20 protein-coding genes are annotated in these 16,113 nt (G+C 34.5%); 9 read left to right on the top strand and 11 right to left on the bottom strand.

The annotated features are described in order from the left end of the window. Positions 1-20: 20 nt before the first annotated feature. The 8 genes from AC4PRO_RS11110 to AC4PRO_RS11145 form a co-directional block, all read right to left on the bottom strand. A complete protein-coding gene (locus AC4PRO_RS11110) occupies positions 21-2,495 on the bottom strand; it encodes a TraG family conjugative transposon ATPase (protein ID WP_492117395.1) in 2,475 nt (824 codons plus the stop codon). Between the two features lie 36 nt (positions 2,496-2,531). Then, positions 2,532-2,852 carry a DUF4133 domain-containing protein gene (locus AC4PRO_RS11115; RefSeq protein WP_492117396.1) on the bottom strand — a complete coding sequence of 107 codons (321 nt, stop codon included), beginning with the start codon at positions 2,850-2,852 and terminating at the stop codon, positions 2,532-2,534. Between the two features lie 12 nt (positions 2,853-2,864). Further along, positions 2,865-3,155 (bottom strand): DUF4134 domain-containing protein, encoded by a 291-nt coding sequence (locus tag AC4PRO_RS11120; protein ID WP_492117405.1) that lies wholly within the window; start codon positions 3,153-3,155, stop codon positions 2,865-2,867. A gap of 183 nt (positions 3,156-3,338) precedes the next feature. Continuing rightward, a complete protein-coding gene (locus AC4PRO_RS11125; RefSeq protein ID WP_492117397.1) occupies positions 3,339-3,812 on the bottom strand; it encodes a hypothetical protein in 474 nt (157 codons plus the stop codon). Positions 3,813-3,992: 180 nt separating this feature from the next. Continuing rightward, a complete protein-coding gene (locus AC4PRO_RS11130) occupies positions 3,993-5,195 on the bottom strand; it encodes a hypothetical protein (protein WP_074722184.1) in 1,203 nt (400 codons plus the stop codon). Between the two features lie 51 nt (positions 5,196-5,246). Beyond that, on the bottom strand, positions 5,247-6,113 hold the full coding sequence (locus AC4PRO_RS11135; protein ID WP_492117398.1) for a helix-turn-helix domain-containing protein: 867 nt from the start codon (positions 6,111-6,113) through the stop codon (positions 5,247-5,249). Between the two features lie 54 nt (positions 6,114-6,167). Further along, positions 6,168-6,395, bottom strand: coding sequence for a hypothetical protein (locus tag AC4PRO_RS11140; RefSeq protein WP_074722188.1), 228 nt, complete (start codon positions 6,393-6,395; stop codon positions 6,168-6,170). Positions 6,396-6,435: 40 nt separating this feature from the next. Continuing rightward, complete coding sequence (locus tag AC4PRO_RS11145; protein WP_074722190.1) at positions 6,436-7,131, bottom strand: hypothetical protein; 696 nt, start codon at positions 7,129-7,131, stop codon at positions 6,436-6,438. Positions 7,132-7,465: 334 nt separating this feature from the next. Between AC4PRO_RS11145 and AC4PRO_RS11150 the strand changes: the two genes are divergently transcribed. The 6 genes from AC4PRO_RS11150 (at position 7,466) to AC4PRO_RS11175 (ending at position 10,986) form a co-directional block, all read left to right on the top strand. Beyond that, positions 7,466-9,130 carry a helix-turn-helix domain-containing protein gene (locus AC4PRO_RS11150; RefSeq protein ID WP_492117399.1) on the top strand — a complete coding sequence of 555 codons (1,665 nt, stop codon included), beginning with the start codon at positions 7,466-7,468 and terminating at the stop codon, positions 9,128-9,130. Between the two features lie 95 nt (positions 9,131-9,225). Next, on the top strand, positions 9,226-9,414 hold the full coding sequence (locus AC4PRO_RS11155) for an Hc1-related histone H1-like protein (protein WP_074722192.1): 189 nt from the start codon (positions 9,226-9,228) through the stop codon (positions 9,412-9,414). A gap of 249 nt (positions 9,415-9,663) precedes the next feature. Beyond that, entirely contained in the window at positions 9,664-9,840 is a 177-nt protein-coding gene (locus AC4PRO_RS11160; protein WP_245744880.1) for a DUF4172 domain-containing protein, read from the top strand. 129 nt (positions 9,841-9,969) lie between these two features. After that, a complete protein-coding gene (locus tag AC4PRO_RS11165; protein WP_245744882.1) occupies positions 9,970-10,146 on the top strand; it encodes a hypothetical protein in 177 nt (58 codons plus the stop codon). A gap of 31 nt (positions 10,147-10,177) precedes the next feature. Next, positions 10,178-10,630, top strand: coding sequence for a Fic family protein (locus AC4PRO_RS11170; RefSeq protein WP_245744884.1), 453 nt, complete (start codon positions 10,178-10,180; stop codon positions 10,628-10,630). 173 nt (positions 10,631-10,803) lie between these two features. Next, positions 10,804-10,986 carry an Hc1-related histone H1-like protein gene (locus AC4PRO_RS11175; RefSeq protein WP_074722677.1) on the top strand — a complete coding sequence of 61 codons (183 nt, stop codon included), beginning with the start codon at positions 10,804-10,806 and terminating at the stop codon, positions 10,984-10,986. Positions 10,987-11,104: 118 nt separating this feature from the next. Here AC4PRO_RS11175 and AC4PRO_RS11180 read toward each other — a convergent pair whose 3' ends face one another. Genes AC4PRO_RS11180 through AC4PRO_RS11190 form a run of 3 tightly spaced genes read right to left on the bottom strand, consistent with a single transcriptional unit; the run spans position 11,105 to position 12,632 of the window. Beyond that, complete coding sequence (locus AC4PRO_RS11180; RefSeq protein WP_492117400.1) at positions 11,105-12,091, bottom strand: type II toxin-antitoxin system HipA family toxin; 987 nt, start codon at positions 12,089-12,091, stop codon at positions 11,105-11,107. After that, on the bottom strand, positions 12,088-12,417 hold the full coding sequence (locus AC4PRO_RS11185; protein ID WP_074722196.1) for a HipA N-terminal domain-containing protein: 330 nt from the start codon (positions 12,415-12,417) through the stop codon (positions 12,088-12,090). Before AC4PRO_RS11185 ends, AC4PRO_RS11180 begins: the two co-directional genes overlap by 4 nt. Further along, the gene (locus AC4PRO_RS11190; protein WP_074722198.1) at positions 12,414-12,632 is read right to left on the bottom strand and encodes a helix-turn-helix transcriptional regulator; all 219 of its coding nucleotides are present in this window, start codon (positions 12,630-12,632) and stop codon (positions 12,414-12,416) included. Before AC4PRO_RS11190 ends, AC4PRO_RS11185 begins: the two co-directional genes overlap by 4 nt. A gap of 407 nt (positions 12,633-13,039) precedes the next feature. Here AC4PRO_RS11190 and AC4PRO_RS11195 point away from each other — a divergent pair, with 407 nt between their 5' ends. The 3 genes from AC4PRO_RS11195 to AC4PRO_RS11205 all read left to right on the top strand — a co-directional run bounded on the left by AC4PRO_RS11195 (position 13,040) and on the right by AC4PRO_RS11205 (position 16,065). After that, positions 13,040-13,222: a hypothetical protein gene (locus tag AC4PRO_RS11195; protein WP_074722200.1), complete on the top strand. Its 183-nt coding sequence runs from the start codon at positions 13,040-13,042 to the stop codon at positions 13,220-13,222. 2,002 nt (positions 13,223-15,224) lie between these two features. After that, positions 15,225-15,554 (top strand): hypothetical protein, encoded by a 330-nt coding sequence (locus AC4PRO_RS11200; RefSeq protein ID WP_074722202.1) that lies wholly within the window; start codon positions 15,225-15,227, stop codon positions 15,552-15,554. Between the two features lie 40 nt (positions 15,555-15,594). Then, positions 15,595-16,065, top strand: coding sequence for a hypothetical protein (locus AC4PRO_RS11205; RefSeq protein WP_139174202.1), 471 nt, complete (start codon positions 15,595-15,597; stop codon positions 16,063-16,065). The last annotated feature ends 48 nt before the right edge of the window (positions 16,066-16,113 follow it).

The following is a 16,113-nucleotide window of genomic DNA, read 5'->3' on the forward strand; positions in this document are numbered from 1 at the left end:
AGAGCGTTATAGTCTCTTTTTCATCCTTTTGCTTCCCCCCGTAAGTCAGCTGCTAATGCAGCGATTCCTTTTTGAATATTGCCTCCAAACATTTTCGAATAGGCTTGGACTTTTAGTTTTTCCGTCTCCTCGGTGGTATAAGCGAGATACTCTTCTAGCGAAACTTCTGTTCGGTAAACTTTAGATAGCATTCCTCCCAGTGAGATAAATACTTCCTTGTATTTCTTGTCTGGATCATTGGATTTATTTACAGATAATACCAATGCTTTTTCTTTTTCTGTGAGCCCCAATAGTTCTTGAATCTGCTCAAATTTATTTTGATACTTACTCTGGTCTAGTAATATCTTACAGTCACTATTATTGATGATAGCTTGCTTCACTACAGGTGACGAAATGATATCTTCCACTTCTTGAGTAACTACGATTGCCTCTCCAAAAAACTTTCGAACGGTCTTAAATAAATACTTAATGTATTCTGCCATACCCTCCTTAGCAATAGCTTTCCACGCTTCTTCTATTAGTATCATTTTACGAACCCCTTTTAACTTCCGCATTTTACTGATAAACAGCTCCATTATAATAATAGTAACCACTGGAAAAAGTATCGGATGATCCTTAATATTGTCTAATTCGAATACTATAAATCGCTCTTGCAACAAGTCTAAATTTTGAGTAGCATTGAGCAAGTAGTCAAATTCTCCTCCTTGATAATACGGACGCAGTACGTAGAGAAAGTTATTTACATCAAAATCCTTTTCTTTTACCTTATCCCCTTCCAATATTTGTACAAAATCCTCTTTTAGAAAATCATAAAATGTATTAAAGCTGGGAAACAGTTGCGGATTTACAGCTAGTTTCTCATAATACAATTGTAAAGCATTCGATAAGGCTACATATTCAATCCGATTAAAAGTCTCATCGTCTTTTTTCCAAAGTGCCAAGAGCAAGGTCTTTATACTTTCTTTTTTCTCTGTATCTAAAGTATCGCCTTCACTGATGTAAAAGGGGTTGAACTTGATTGGATTCTTTTCATCATAGGTGAAATAGTATCCATTGACCATATCACACAACCCTTTGTAACTATGACCTACATCGACAAGTACAACATGGGTTCCTTGTTCGTAATAGCTTCTAACCATATGATTGGTGAAGAAAGATTTTCCGCTTCCAGAAGGTCCTAGTATAAACTTATTTCGATTGGTGCATATCCCCATTTTTATTGGTTCATCGCTGATATCTACATGTACTGGCTTTCCAGTCAAACGATCTCCTAGTCTGATCCCAATGGGACTTAGTGACGAACGATAGCCAGTTTCCATATTTAGAAAACAGCTTGCTTGCTCCACAAACGTATCAAAGCTATCATTCATCGGAAAATCAGCGGCGTTTCCAGGAATCCCTGCCCAATAAATCTGGGCTGCTCCCATTGTTTCTTGTTTTGCTGCTGCATCCATTTGTACTAACGCAGAAGAAACCTTGTTTTTAATGTCTTTCAATTCTTCTTTTCGATCCGTCCAAACCAAGACATTAAAATGCGCTTTGACAGGGAGCCGTTGCTGACTAATGGCTTCATTAAGAAAATCATTTGTAGCATCGCGAGCAATTAGATTTTCCCTGCTATATGCTGATAGAGATTGAAGTCGCAGTCTTTTACTTTCCAACTTCTTCAAGGTTTTTTGGAAATCTTCTATAAAAATGTACTGATTATAAATGTGATTACACGAAAGTAACTGACCTAGAGTAGAAGCAAAACCAATGCTGAATTTGGTCCTATCGGTTGAATACCGGTCATAGTTAATTCTAGAACCACATAACGCAGGCAAATCGGCTGCATCTCCTAGAGTATAAATCTGGCAATGTTTGTCTCCCACCTGTAAACTATCCTTGAAAGCAATATCATTGAATACAAAGGATTCTGGTTTCTCAGACAAGGAACAATAGCGTTCTATAATACCAATCTTTCTGCTGTGACTTCGTAGCTCATCATCGCTAAGACGCTGTAACTTTACAAATCCGCTGTCTTCCAATATTCGTCTGAATTGTCCAGTGCTATCGACAAAATCTTGACGCACTTGTTCTTTTAAGGTTTCCTCAGGGACAATTGAAGACCTAATTAAATTAGAAAATAGCGAGCTAGAGGTTTTTCTTCCCACTGGCTTTTTAGTCAAAAAAATGTAGCAAGAATGATCTAGAAATGGACGCTCATTAAAGAATCGCTCACTACAGCGGCTGAGAAAACTATGGTCGTCGTTGGCAAAATGTGGTTGATGCTTGCTATCAATAAACCAGTCTTGCTTATGGAAAACGCTAAACTTTGGCAATAGCTTTATAGCTTTCACCCAAGCTTGGTGAAATGCCTCGTATTCTTGATCTGATAATGTAAATATCTCTGGTAGATCTACTTTGAACACCACCGTAACATCTCCTTGCTTTGACAAAATACAGTCATGTTCTATATCCATTATCGGTAAAATAGCTTCCATCCTCTTTTCCATCTTCATTTAAATTTAACTGATTCTTCATTCCTTTCACTACAGCATTCGCATTTTGTAAATCCTTCTACTTTGAGTCTTAATTACTGTAGGTAATTGTCTTTTCGCTAGCTCTTTCATCATTCCGTGCTCTCCGTATTTATGACTCATTTTATAAATCTTTACAGCCATCACCGTTCCCGCTATGCCAATAATTCCTAACGAGATAAAAGAGGGTAAACCGATAAAATACATCATCGAAAAAAGAATCATTAATACTACTATTCCTCCTCCAAAATACCAGATGTACTGCGCTTTTAACCCTTTAAATTCTATACTTTTATTAATTCCTTTATTTATATGATAAACGCTATTCCCCATATTTACAAAGCTTTAAACTCCAAAAAAGGATTTGATTACGGTGGTTACAACAACTAGAAACACACAGCTGCCAAACCATGCTGCTGCTACTTTTCCTGTATCAGGATCGCCCGCATTCCATTTCTGATAGACCTTAACAGCTCCTATCAATCCTAGTAAAGCACCAACAGCGTACATCAATTGCGTACCTGCATCAAAATAACTTCTCACTTTTTGATTGGCTTCATTAATTCCTGCGAGACCATCCTGTCCATATCCTTGATAACTAAATACCAGCAATACCACTATGCTAACGCCGATCATCTTCTTTTGTCGGCTCATTCTTTCAACGTTCCAGTCGTACTTCTTCATAATTCCTTGTTTTAAAGTTCCATTCGTTTAAAATAATGTAGAGCATGCCGCTGTCTCAATTTCTCATTCTTGTCACATTAAGCCATACCGCACTGAAATGGACAGGGGCAATTCCTCCACATTGTAACATTGTTCTTATTCATTCCACAAGTCCTCCACCTCTACATGGCTTAAACTTGTAGTATCTAGTTTTTCACATTCTGAAATAATCAGTTCGCTGACTGAGGATCTAAAAGGAGATTTTTTAATACTTGAGTATTCGGTAAGTAGTGAACTGAGATGTCCAATAAATTCTGATTTGATAACTTCTCTTTGACTTGCATCTTTTACTAAATTTTTTAGCTTTTCGGCGAAAGCATCTATATCACCAATAGTTTCTTCTGATTCTCCAAATGATGGCTGTTTGCAAGTATCCGTAAAATTTTGTGGATGAACTACATCATAATCAATTTCTAAATCCTTAATTCTGTGATTCCGAAGTTTCCGCTTTCCTGTCACAATTTCTGTGATATCAAATAAATAATATCTAAATCCAATAACTAGATACCAACTGGCTAATAGCAGTACAATCACAAAGATGTAATTGCCCCATGAAATGTTTGTAAACATAGTTTCTTAATTAAATGTTCAACTTCCTTTTTTTCTTTTCCTCAAACACAAAAAAAATTGATGTTTGATTTCATAAGTCAAAAGAACAATTAGTTAACTTTGCTCACAAGTACAACTTTAAGTTGTACCCTTTAGTACCCCTGATTAAAAGACCAATATAACACGCTTCCTACACAAAATTTAATAGCTATTTATTTTTGTGATCATCTTCTCTAACGTGCGAATTGCTACTACTTTATCACGGTCTTCTGCATTGTAAGACTTACTTCTTACAGATTGATAGGAAAGCTCTTTTTTAAATGGAGTAGATAAATAAGGTACAATACTTTTAAATACTTGACTCATGGAGCGGGCTTTTACCACACGAGATTCATCTGCAGCTCTCAAAATAAGAGCTATCTGATCGCACGACAAATCACACTCCATTTTAAAATTGGATTCCATTGCCGTTATGTCATTTTTAGGTGATGAGTCAATTACCTCTTCCTCTCTAGATTTTATTTGTTGCTCCAAGTAGCGAATTTCATGCTGAAACCACGTTAATAAAACCTCTTTCAAATTTGGTTCTTGCGGGTCAAACATTCTTTTGGGTTTACAATTGAGCTGCCCAAATTCCTTATAAATACATAAAATAGCAGCAAACCTATCTCCAAGTGTAGCATAGTGATCGAGTTGGTTTAGTATCTTATTTTTCAAGTAAGCACTGTATTCCTGGCAATTGAAATTAAAACTTATCAATATTTGATCTGCTACAGAATATATAGTGCTTTTTACAATTGGTAGTGCATCACTAGCTAAGGCATTCAATAATTCCTTTCTATACACTATTTCCCTGTAGGTACTTTTATGCGTGTGTTCCGATCTCACTTTTTGATATAGTTTTGATATAACAAGTTGTAAAGGTTCTTGTGTATCAGAAGACGTCAAAATATTTTTTTTAATACTATCCAGCTTGGACAGTATTTCTCTTTTGGAAACTATTTGATAGGTGATCGGAACACGCTCATCCAAACTAAGGTACTTGTAAAAGCGATTTTCAACAAAAGATAATAAATCCTCTAACACAGCAATAACTGTAGTCCCGATATTATGAAGATGGGGTTCTTTAAAAAAATCATGCTGCTGATTTTCAATGCTACAATCTAAAAGATAAATAAAAGTGGAATGGTATTTTCGAACCAAATGTCGAAATTGCCTCTTTTTTCGAATAGAAAAAATTTCTTCCTTAATCTGGATCTGAATCCTACGGGATTCTTTTAAAATATGCGCAACAAGCTCCTTACTTTCAGCAATAGTTATGGATTGTAGTACCCCACTCCTTGCATTAAGTTCCTGTACTATTAAACAATCGAACCATTCTAAGTGGTATTTTTTTTGTATCATAGAATTGTTTTTATTGGTTGTGAAAAACAATTGATTAGGGGAGAAATAGATCTACTTGCTTAAACTGTTTCGGTAGACCGTCGGTGATTTTCCAACATGCTTTTTAAAAAAGGTGCTAAAAGTGGAAGAACAGTTAAATCCCAAATCTTCTGCTAAGAAATTTATTGTAATTTGGTAGTCTTCAAGCGCATTTTTCGCCTCCATGATAAGGGTTTCTTCAAAGATTCTTTTTACTGATTTCCCTGTAGTATATTTAACTACCTTATTCAGATGACCAGGAGTTACATATAAAACGCCTGCGTAAAATTTCACGCTGTGCTGCTCTTTAAAATGAATGGCAAGAATATTTAAAAATTGAATGGTCAAATTTTCATTTCTTGTAAAACTCAAGTGGTAATCACTCACAAAATGCCCATAAATACAACGGAGTTCATATAAAAAGAGATTAAAACTAATACGCTGCAACTCTGTTGATACATGCCGAATCGCTTTATCACTGTTCACTTGATACATCAACTTATAGATTAGCGATACCACTAAATAACTTTTAAGATCTAAACTCAACTTTCCAATACTCTGACCACTAAGAAAATAAAAAGCGTCAAGAAGGTCTTGCTTGTTACAATTTTCTATCGCAAAGGCTGTACTGAAGGAAAGGTAGAATAGTTTTAGCTGAGGATCCGTCTCTAAAATGACTAAAGGTGCCCCTTTATAAAGGACCACTAAATCATGGACGAACAACTCCAAAAAAACGTCATGAAAAGAAATTCTTAGACTGCCTGATTTTATAAGTAGTACAGCCGTATTACTTATAAGGAAAGCTTCATGTCCCTCTTTTTTAAGTGGACAGTCTTTTAGAATTTGAACATCTAAGCCTTTAACAGGAAGTTCATTTAAATCGATATGTAGTAAAGTCATTATCATAATTCACTCGTTTCAAATAAAAAGGAATGCTGGCAAACTAAAGACGTACTAATCGTTCTTATTTGATTTTTCGACAACAATCAAAAAAATGAAATACAGATTCATCAGGGTTGCTACAAAAAGTAAATACCCCATCGTTTGAGTACTCACATTTTTCTTGCGACCGTTAAACCAATAGCCAACTATTTCATCATAGCTTAATAAATCTATAATGAAATAGAGACTAATAAGGTTAAATATGACCAACACTAAAGAAAAGTAAATGGGTAGTTTCATCAGTAACAAGATCAATTTTTGTTATAAAAAGATTATCTGATTATAAGTAATAACGCAGATGGGCAATTACAGAAATGAGTGAAGCCTGAAAAGGATGAAACCCTGATGCTACTTTTTTGTTCCCAACGGAGATTTCCCAATCTCGATCTTTATGCCCCCCTTCTGCATCAAGTGCGTATCTGGTAACTGAGGTAATTCCTAAAATCGTTTCCAATTCGAAGCTTGTTAGATCAGAAGAGTCCATTATTCCAGCTTCATATGTGGTAATGAAATCATACAATAGATTATACTCTGCTTCCTTATTTTGAATGAGAGATACAAAAAAACCGAGTAAACTACTTTCTGCCGCTTCGCTCAATGTACCTGAAGCTAGTGTTGATATAACCACAGTTTCAGGATTATTTATACTGATACTAATACCGTCTTCCGTAATCAATATATTGCTTTTACCAAAAACATCTGGAGCCTTCAACTTTGCTCCCATAAAATTTACTTGAGTCGCTAAATCTTCAATAGTTTTAGAATATCCATGAATCTGATAGTACTCCGAAAGCCAAATACCATATTTTTTCCCAACTTCATCGTAAGGATTAGCATCATTTGCTGGACCCAATTGTTTCAATGTACTTGCTTGCACAGAAACACTACTAACTTCTTCAACTACATCTCCATATTCATCCGTAGAACAGGAAATCATTACTAAAACAACAAACAAACCTAAAAATAAATTTTTCATAATTATTAGTTATAAAATGTGACTGAGAACCATATCTCCGTTCATTTACCCGGGTAAGCAGAACCTTTATTTAGCACGATGCTAAACTTTTTGCTTTTGAATTCGGAACAAATCTATATGCTCTAAAGTACCTATACAACAATATAGTGGTGGGTTTTCACGATTTTAACTATCGATTTTCACGAAATCAATACAGTTTTTTTGAACCAATAAGACACTATTTATCAGCAGATTATAGTATTTTTGAAATACACTTTGTTGAAAAGATTCCAGTATCTATATCTTAATACACAACGAGTGTTTTGCAACTACCCCGAATTTAATTGATGTGTTTATGAAGAGATTTTTTATACTACTGTTATTTGTACCCCTGTGGATACAATCTCAGAATACCTCGTTCAAAGTTCCAGACTCCATTCAAAATAAAGATTTTGTTTATTTGGAAGACCGAATAGATCAGTTTAAAGATGACAGTACCAGAGCTGCCATATACTTATTTACTTATATCAACAAAGCGAAAAGGGAACACAACTGGCAGGAACTTAAAAACGGTTATCAAAACTTAATGCACTTGTCCCCTTCATCGATGCGGATAATTTACGCTGACAGCATGGTATATGCAGCAAAAAAGGCGAAAGACAATGCCGCAATAGGTAGTGCGTTCTTAACCAAAGGAATAGTTTTGTTTTCCAATAAGAAATACAAAGAGGCATTAGATGACTATCTGATTGCTAACGAATATATAGCTAAAACAAATGATCAATACTTGATTTATAAAGTAAAATACAACATTGCTCAGCTGAAGAACAGCATGGGGTTTTATGACGAAGCCATCTCTTTATTGAGAGAATGTGTAAACTACTATAAAAAGAATCATGACAGAGCATATCTGAATTCACTCCATTCACTGGGACTGTCTTATAATAAAGTGGGGAACTACGGCTTATGCTCTATAACTAACGAGGAGGGAATCAAAGAAAGCGCAAAGCGTGCTAGTCCAGAAATGAGTGCTTATTTCCAGCACTCGGAAGGTGTAAACCAATATTTTCTACATAATTATCAAAAGGCTATTACTAACTTAAAAAGTACAATGCCTGAAATAGAAAGTAATAATGATTTTGCCAATGAGGCTGTAGGGAATTTTTACATTGGGAAAAGTTATTGGGAACTAAAAAAACATGAAACTGCCATCCCCTATTTTAAAAAAGTGGACCAGATTCTAAACAGTAAACAATTTATAAGACGAGATTTATTAGAAACTTTTGCATTATTAATTAACTACTACAAAACAAAAAAAGAAGATAAGCTACATTTGTATTATATAGACCAACTACTTATTGCAGATCATTTGCTGCTTGAAACTAACAGCTACCTGGTCTCCAAAGTGAGTAAGGAATATGATAATAAGAACATTTTGATTCAAAAACAAAAATTGGAGCAGCAAGTAAATGGACAAAAATCCAACAACTTAATTTTCATAGTCCTTGTAACACTAATATTCTTGACTCTTCTTTTCGTAAGCTATCGCAACTTTAAAATCAAAAGTACATACAAAAAAAATTATGACGCACTGATGAATAAAAGCATCCAGCCTATAAAAGAAATCACCCCAATACAACATGCTGGAATAGCTGACATCAATGCTGTAGCGGTTACTGAATTAATTAGGCAATTAGAAAAATGGGAACAGGGAAAGAAGTTCCTAGATAAAGAAATTACCTTAGTAAAACTAGCCGCTACTTTTAACTCTAATACTAAATATCTTTCTCTTGTTGTTTACCATCACCGCCATAAGAAGTTTGTTACCTACGTTAATGACCTAAAAATAGATTACCTTATAAACGCACTTAAAGAAAGTAAAATTCTGCAACAGTATACAAATAAAGCACTGGCTGAAGAAATTGGCTTTAGTTCTACCCAACGATTTGCGAATGCTTTTAAAGCAAGAGCCAATATGCCTGCAGCTTTTTATATAGCACAACTTAATAAAGAAGAATAGAAAGTGGTGTTCTAAACAAGAGAATAACTCATGTTTTATACTCTAAACAACAGCATAAATCAATATTTTTACGTAAAAACTTAATAAAAAAAATCATGAAAGATCTTATTCAAAAAATTAATGCCGAGTATGCAACATTTAAAACTGAATCCGAGTCGCTAACTGAAAAAGGTGTTAAAGCAGCTGGAGCAAGAGCTCGTAAAGCCACTTTAGAGTTAGAGAAACTATTAAAAGAATTTAGAAAAGTTTCTGTAGAAGAATCAAAAAATAAATTTAATTTATAATTACAAAGCCCATTCGTAATGGGCTTTTTCATAAGTCTTTTTTGTTTTCAAAATTAAAGTACTACTTTTCAAAAGGCTTAGTAACTATTTATTCACCTATATCCTTACCCGTTTTAAGGATTTATCGTTTTCTGTAAAATGTGCAATAGGGTTTGATCTTAGAATTGCTTGAACTCAATAGTCTATTTGTTGTAATTATGCGCTGATTAAAGTTTATATTCACCGCATATCATTTAATATGCGGTAAATATGTATATTCATCAAAAAAAAGATTGGCCAAAATTCACTTGGGATCCAGATGCAATCACTCCTTTGCTTGGAGAAGTTAGGCATAGACAAGGCAAAATACTTGGGGTGATGCAAGGACTTGGTTTTCGATTGCAAGAGGAAACAGTACTCAAAACGCTAACATTGGATGTACTATAGTCCAGTGAAATTGAAAAAGAACAATTAAGTCCATAACAGGTTTGCTCTTCCATTGCAAGACGTTTAGGTATTGAAATTGCGGGTGCTGTTCCTGCGGAACGCAATGTTGAAGGTGTTGTCGAAATGCTATTGGATGCTACTCAACTATATAATGAACCTTTAACTGATGATCGTTTGTTTGGATGGTATGCAGTCCTTTTTCCAACAGGACGAAGTGGTATGTACAAAATAAAGACAACAGCTTGGCGAGAAGATGCCATACAAGTAACTTCTGGCCCAATGGGGAAAAGAAACAATCCACTTTGAGGCTCCAAGCGCAGATAGAGTACTTCAGGAAATGAATACTTTTTTAGATTGGTTTAATACCAATCAAGATATTGACCATGTATTAAAAGCAGCTTTTGCTCATTTGTGGTTTGTTACTATACATCCATTTGAAGATGGCAACGGACGTATAACAAGGGCTATAACCGATATGCAACTGGCTCGTGCCGATCAAAGTAAACAAAGATTTCACTCTATGTCAGCTCAGATTCAAATAGAACGTACTCAGAATTATGATATATTAGAAAGTCCCCAAAAAGGCAATTTGGATATTACAACCTGCTTGAAATGGTTTCTGAAGTGCTTATTGCATTCGATGGCGCAAACCGATGAAACTATTGCCACAATTTTAAAGCGTGTACAATTTTGGGAAACGCATCTTACAACTGATTTTAACCTACGTCAACAAAAAATACTTCATCTTCTTCTTGATGACTTTTTTGGAAAGCTTACTGTTTCAAAATAGGCCAAAATTACTAAAGTTTCTACAGATACATCCCTTAGAGATATACAAGATTTAACAGCTAAAGGTATCCTGATACAAGAAGGAAGTGGTAGGAGTACGTCGTATAAGCTGCTTACGAACTAAAATAGTTTAGCATAATCTTTTAAAAATATTTTTTAATCTACTTCTAAAAAATCAACGAAGAATTTGAAACATTTAAAACAGAATCTCAATCTCTAATAGAAAAAGGGGTTAAAGCTGCAGGACCTAGAGCTCGTAAAGCAACATTAGAGCTTGAGAAAATATTAAAAGAGTTTAGAAAAGTCTTTGTACAAGATTCAAAAAAACAATATTTTCCTAAAAAAAACCTCGTTTAAATCCTTTTAAACGAGGTTTTTAGGGTTATCATGCAAATTAAATTTTTAAAGTCCTAGGTCAAAAACTACCCGCAGCACTTTTTTATATTTTTGTGGTACATAATACTACATAGAAAGCTTATCCTTTCATCAATTGTTTTAAACGTCCTTGGTAAGACTGCCAATAATTTCTTTTCGTGGCATCGTTTAAGAAAGAAGCAACTACCATTTTTTCTACCAGTTCTGACTGTGATAACATTAACACCATGATATCATTAAAGTTTTTTTCACTGATCCCTATCTGCTCAGCAAGGACAAAGAATTGTTGCCTTACCTTTCCTTGAGCTAAATTTTTAGGCAATAGTCCATCATCCAACGCAAATTCTTTATCTTCAATGTGAATACGGCTATTCAACAGGTCATAAGCAGGACTTAGTCTATAATCTCCCATAGCGGTTTGCAGTAAAGAAAAGTTTTTAAAATGAGCATCTCCATTTGAAAACAGGTAATTGAATACCAATATTTTTATCAGCTTTGGTGCTTCCAGCTTATATGCAGGTAAATATTGCTTCATTAATTGAAATAACTCTAAATAACTTCCTAAATACTTATAATGTTCTCCATAGGTTTGTGGTGTCCTTCCTGCCAAAGAGGCAAAATCATCTTGAGCCAGTTTTGTGCCGTCTTCTTTTACATCAAACCGTTTGGTTATGTAAGCAGGAGAACCATTCTTAAAAAATATTAATGCATTTTCGGCTGTTTCTATTCCATAGACCTGACGGGCAATTTGCATAGTTAAATGCTCATTAGCGGGCATTTGGTCTAGTTTTTTACCCGCACCGGGAATGGGTTTCAGAATATAAGTACCAGGTTCTCCTTCATTAATAAGCCTTAACTTGTTTTTTTCAAGCACTACAGAAAATTTTTCCTGCACTCCTGAAATTGACATACGCTTGCGGTTTTCTTCAAAAAGCGCAGCTGCTTCAGGATTCGATCCCGGAGAATCGTAAGGCAATACGTGATTTACTTTTTTACCATGAAACACTCTGTTCAAACAGGTTCTACTATACGTATCAAAACCTTCTGCCAATGTACCTGGACAATATTTTATTTCAGGTAGACTCATAAATCTTCTATTTTAATAACTCTAACAGCACCGATGCTGTCGTTTTTTGCGGTAATCATCAGTAGTCCAAAATAATCGTCTAGATCAATTCTATTGTATTTACACACAACTTGTTTGTTAGGTCCCTCTGGTAACATATTATAAAAAAATGGAAATAAGAATTCTGAATGAAACTCTTGTTCCTTTTTAGGCAAAGTAAGGCTGATTCCTGGCTTAGTACTGTCTGCTATCCAAGAATCATGATAGCGGAATGTAAACGATCCATTATCGTGTTGTGTCAATAAACCCGCTTCTTCGTCTTTAAACAGTATTTTTGCTTTTCTCATTCGTTACGGGATAAATTTTTAACTTGAAGACCAACCTCCATACCTAGGACATCTGCTAACTTTGATAAAGTAAGTAGTGTAGGATTTCCTTTTCCACTTTCAAACTGTTTAAGCGTTCTTAAGCCTACACCAGATAGTTCTGCCAAAGTTTCCTGCGTGACCTGGAGTTCCTCCCTCCGCTCTTTTATAGACTTTATTAACTCTTCGAAGTGCATTATACGGCTCTTTTTTATACAAATATATAAAAAATAATATTAATTATATCAAAAAGAGCATTAAAAAGCACTAATTTGTGTTTTTTAATAATTTTTAGCAATAAATTCATGATATAGTGCATTTAATAACACTATATAATCGACTGTATTTGCAAATTTTTTCTTTTTTGTACCTTATTCCTCCTTATAGTATCAGTCCTAAAAACTATTAACCTCTTCCCTTCACCCCTATCTAACATCTAAAGGTGTTTTTAAACCCTGATTTTTCATGTCCTTTTATATTTCATACCATCTAAATACCTTGCAAACAATAGCACCTTTCATGTCACAGCATATTAACTGAAAAAGCATCTAATTGCAACTCAACTTTTTAATGAATCATCAGTATAACCATAAAGCAAATAGTTATGATAACAATTACAACACAAATTTTTATTTTTATTCCAGCGATGGTTATCCTATTTTGGATCATGCCTGATAAAAAAATCAAAGTAATCTTTGGAGAAATTAGAAAAACACTTCAGATATTACCTATCTCTAAGATAGCTCAAGCCATAATTAGTTGGTCAAAAAAGAAAAGTGATCCTTAAAATACAATATTCCTTGAAGCAGCAGCATATAAATCCATCAACATAAAAGAAGTAATTAATACTGTAAATAAATTGAGAACTTAATTTACAAATGTGAAGTTAGGAAGCTACTTAGAACTAAAGCATTTTGATCTTTTGTTGAACAACTATTTTTTCTAAATAAATAACTTCCGATTATACTGGTTTAAATAATCTTAAATAGGAGTCGATATACCCATATCGCGTATTGCGATTTCCGATATGATTCTATTTCTACTATTATATATTGAGTTTAAATTACCTTTTTTTTTATTTGAATTCAAAAATCTTGATTAAAACAGCCAAATCTAGTAGTTTACTACGTAATTATTACGATACTAAATGAACTTGTTTTTATATCAATTTCCTTAATATAGTAAATAAGTTTGTTTTATTTACTTCACTTTCATCGGTTAATGAGCAATTTATTTGCCTAATTCTACACTTAAATTTTGCCCAAATGTTGAGCAAAAAATCGTCATAAAAGCGAAAAATGATTCAAGTTAAATTCTTTTTCTATTCTTATTTTTAAGAATGCAATACATCACTAAAATTTCCCGTTAGCAAATTCGCTTTTCAAGTTTAGAAGACGCAATACCTCCGGACAATCAAGTTCGGTTTATAGACGGTTTTGTAGAATCTATAGATTTGATAAAGGGTGTTTTTCAGTTCAGATACTCAAAAAAAAAGGTGGTCAGAGGTACAAAAGTAAAATAGTTCAAAAATTTATAAATAGAACTATCATAACAGTGAATACCATTCCGCACCATTGGGATTATTTTCTTAATTGATTTTTTTTGTGGGCACAAGCGAGACGCTTGTCCCAGCCTGCGCTTGCGGTAGAACGACTATATTGCCGTTTATCAGGATGTATTATTTGTGAAATTATGATAAAAGGAGGTTTTTTCACAGCCTTACGGTTTTCAGCTACAATAAGTTGGCGATTTCGAAGCACTAAGCTGTCTGCCACCACTGAACTTGATACGAAGTACCAAGCTTCATTTAACAACTAAACCGCCAATTTTTGTAGGTGGTGTGTGTGTCTTGCATGCACTTCTAACTCCTCAAAAGCAGCAATTTTACCGATAGGGTGCAAGTCCCTTATCGACAAGTTGTTGTTTAATATTGAGCTGATTAGCAAGTGACAAGCTGGTTTGGAGTGATCCATGCAGTGAAGATTATTACGAAAGCAGTACCTTCCTTAATTTTTGTCTGTACCGAGGAACACAAAGCGCATAAGAGGCTAGCTAAATTGGGTAAGCATGCACTGCAATGCAAAGCCTTAAGACAACTGGTTTATTTACTAGATGCGTCAGGGATAGACGGAAAGAGAAAGTGCTTATCGAGGGAGGACTTCACATCCACGAGTTGGTTAAGTAAAGAAGTCAGTAGAAGTCATAGTACTTAGGGTAACGAGTTACCAATGGAAACGGTATAGGACTCACAAACAAGGAAGGACCTAACGCAAGTGGTTACCCAAGATGATTTAATCGGGTTTCGTTTGTTCCTTTTAAATGATTTAGAAGAAATCTTTAACACCAAAGCAATCCCAGTAAAAAAGTGGCTTAAATCCACCGAAGTAAGAGAAATGCTCAGCATTTCTAACGGAGCACTACAAATCTTACGAATCAAAGGAATTCTAATAGAGAGGTTTTTAAAATTTACTTCACCATCATCCTTTTTCGCACACCTCTTTTGACTGCTTCATGACAGAGATTTCTAGCCTTGTGACATTTTTTACGAAAGGCTTTATTCTTATTTTTAGTTTTAGTCTTGAAAACAAAAACTAGTAAAATTATTTTCAAGATTTGTAACTAATTAGTTTCTCATAACATAACCTGCATTTGCTTACAGGATTTATAAAACTTTGTTTATTGAAATGTTTTAGTTAAACAATAGATTAAAAAAGTGGAGCCAGAACCCATTAAAAAAAACGGGGCGGATTCCGAAAAGCCTTATGAGTAGGAAAACAAACAAACGAATTATGGCAACTTATCCTTATTCTCAAAATGCAATGTTAGTGAACAGCATTACATCAACAACTGTAGTTTCTATTATTTCAGGAATGCAAGTATCGGTTACGACTTTTACTTCGCCTGCAGGAAATTTTGGGTCAATCACACTTTCCCCAGTGCAGCCAACCGCTTCAAATGTAGAATTTAAAGCAGGATTACAAACATTGCAAATTGACATTATTAGTTTTAGAGCTCAATTTGGATTTGACAGCGGTCAAGTTACTTGCAGCGGAAACGCAACGGATCAAGATGGCAAAAACGGAACTGCTTTTTCTAGGCAGATTGCTAGTTGGTCTTAAACAAAAATATCAGGATAATTTCCTGGGTTGAATTATAGTTATGAAGTCACAAACAGCATATAAAAATCGAATTTGCATTATAAATATTCTCTTAAAAGGACTATTTATAATGATGCTTGTAGCGCTTCCTAACACTGCATTAGCCCAGGAAAATTCTCCTATTCCACTTCAGGAAATAAATGCGCCTCTAGCAGAAAGCGGCAGCAGTGGAGAACGCTATTTTGGTGATTTGCTAATACATTATGCTATTGACCCAACTGGTAAAGTTGTATTGTGCACCTTATATCTATCCACTGTTTTGGTAGGAGTAGAATCATTAACGGCAACCAATCCAGTTTATCAATTTGACCTAAAATCAGGGGCAAGTACAGCCAATGGAAATCTCAGTATTTATCTCAATTTTTCACCACAAGTTTCGACCCTGAAAGCAGATCTAACTTACACTGTTAAAGAAAACAACACCAGCTTCCCTTATAAAGGTGATTTGATAGGCTGGTATATTTATAATTAGGCAATACCTTTTGGGTTTTTGAGGTATGACATTTTGTACCTCGCTGAT

It is taken from the genome of Flavobacterium sp. DW-iso2 (genome assembly GCF_058725285.1).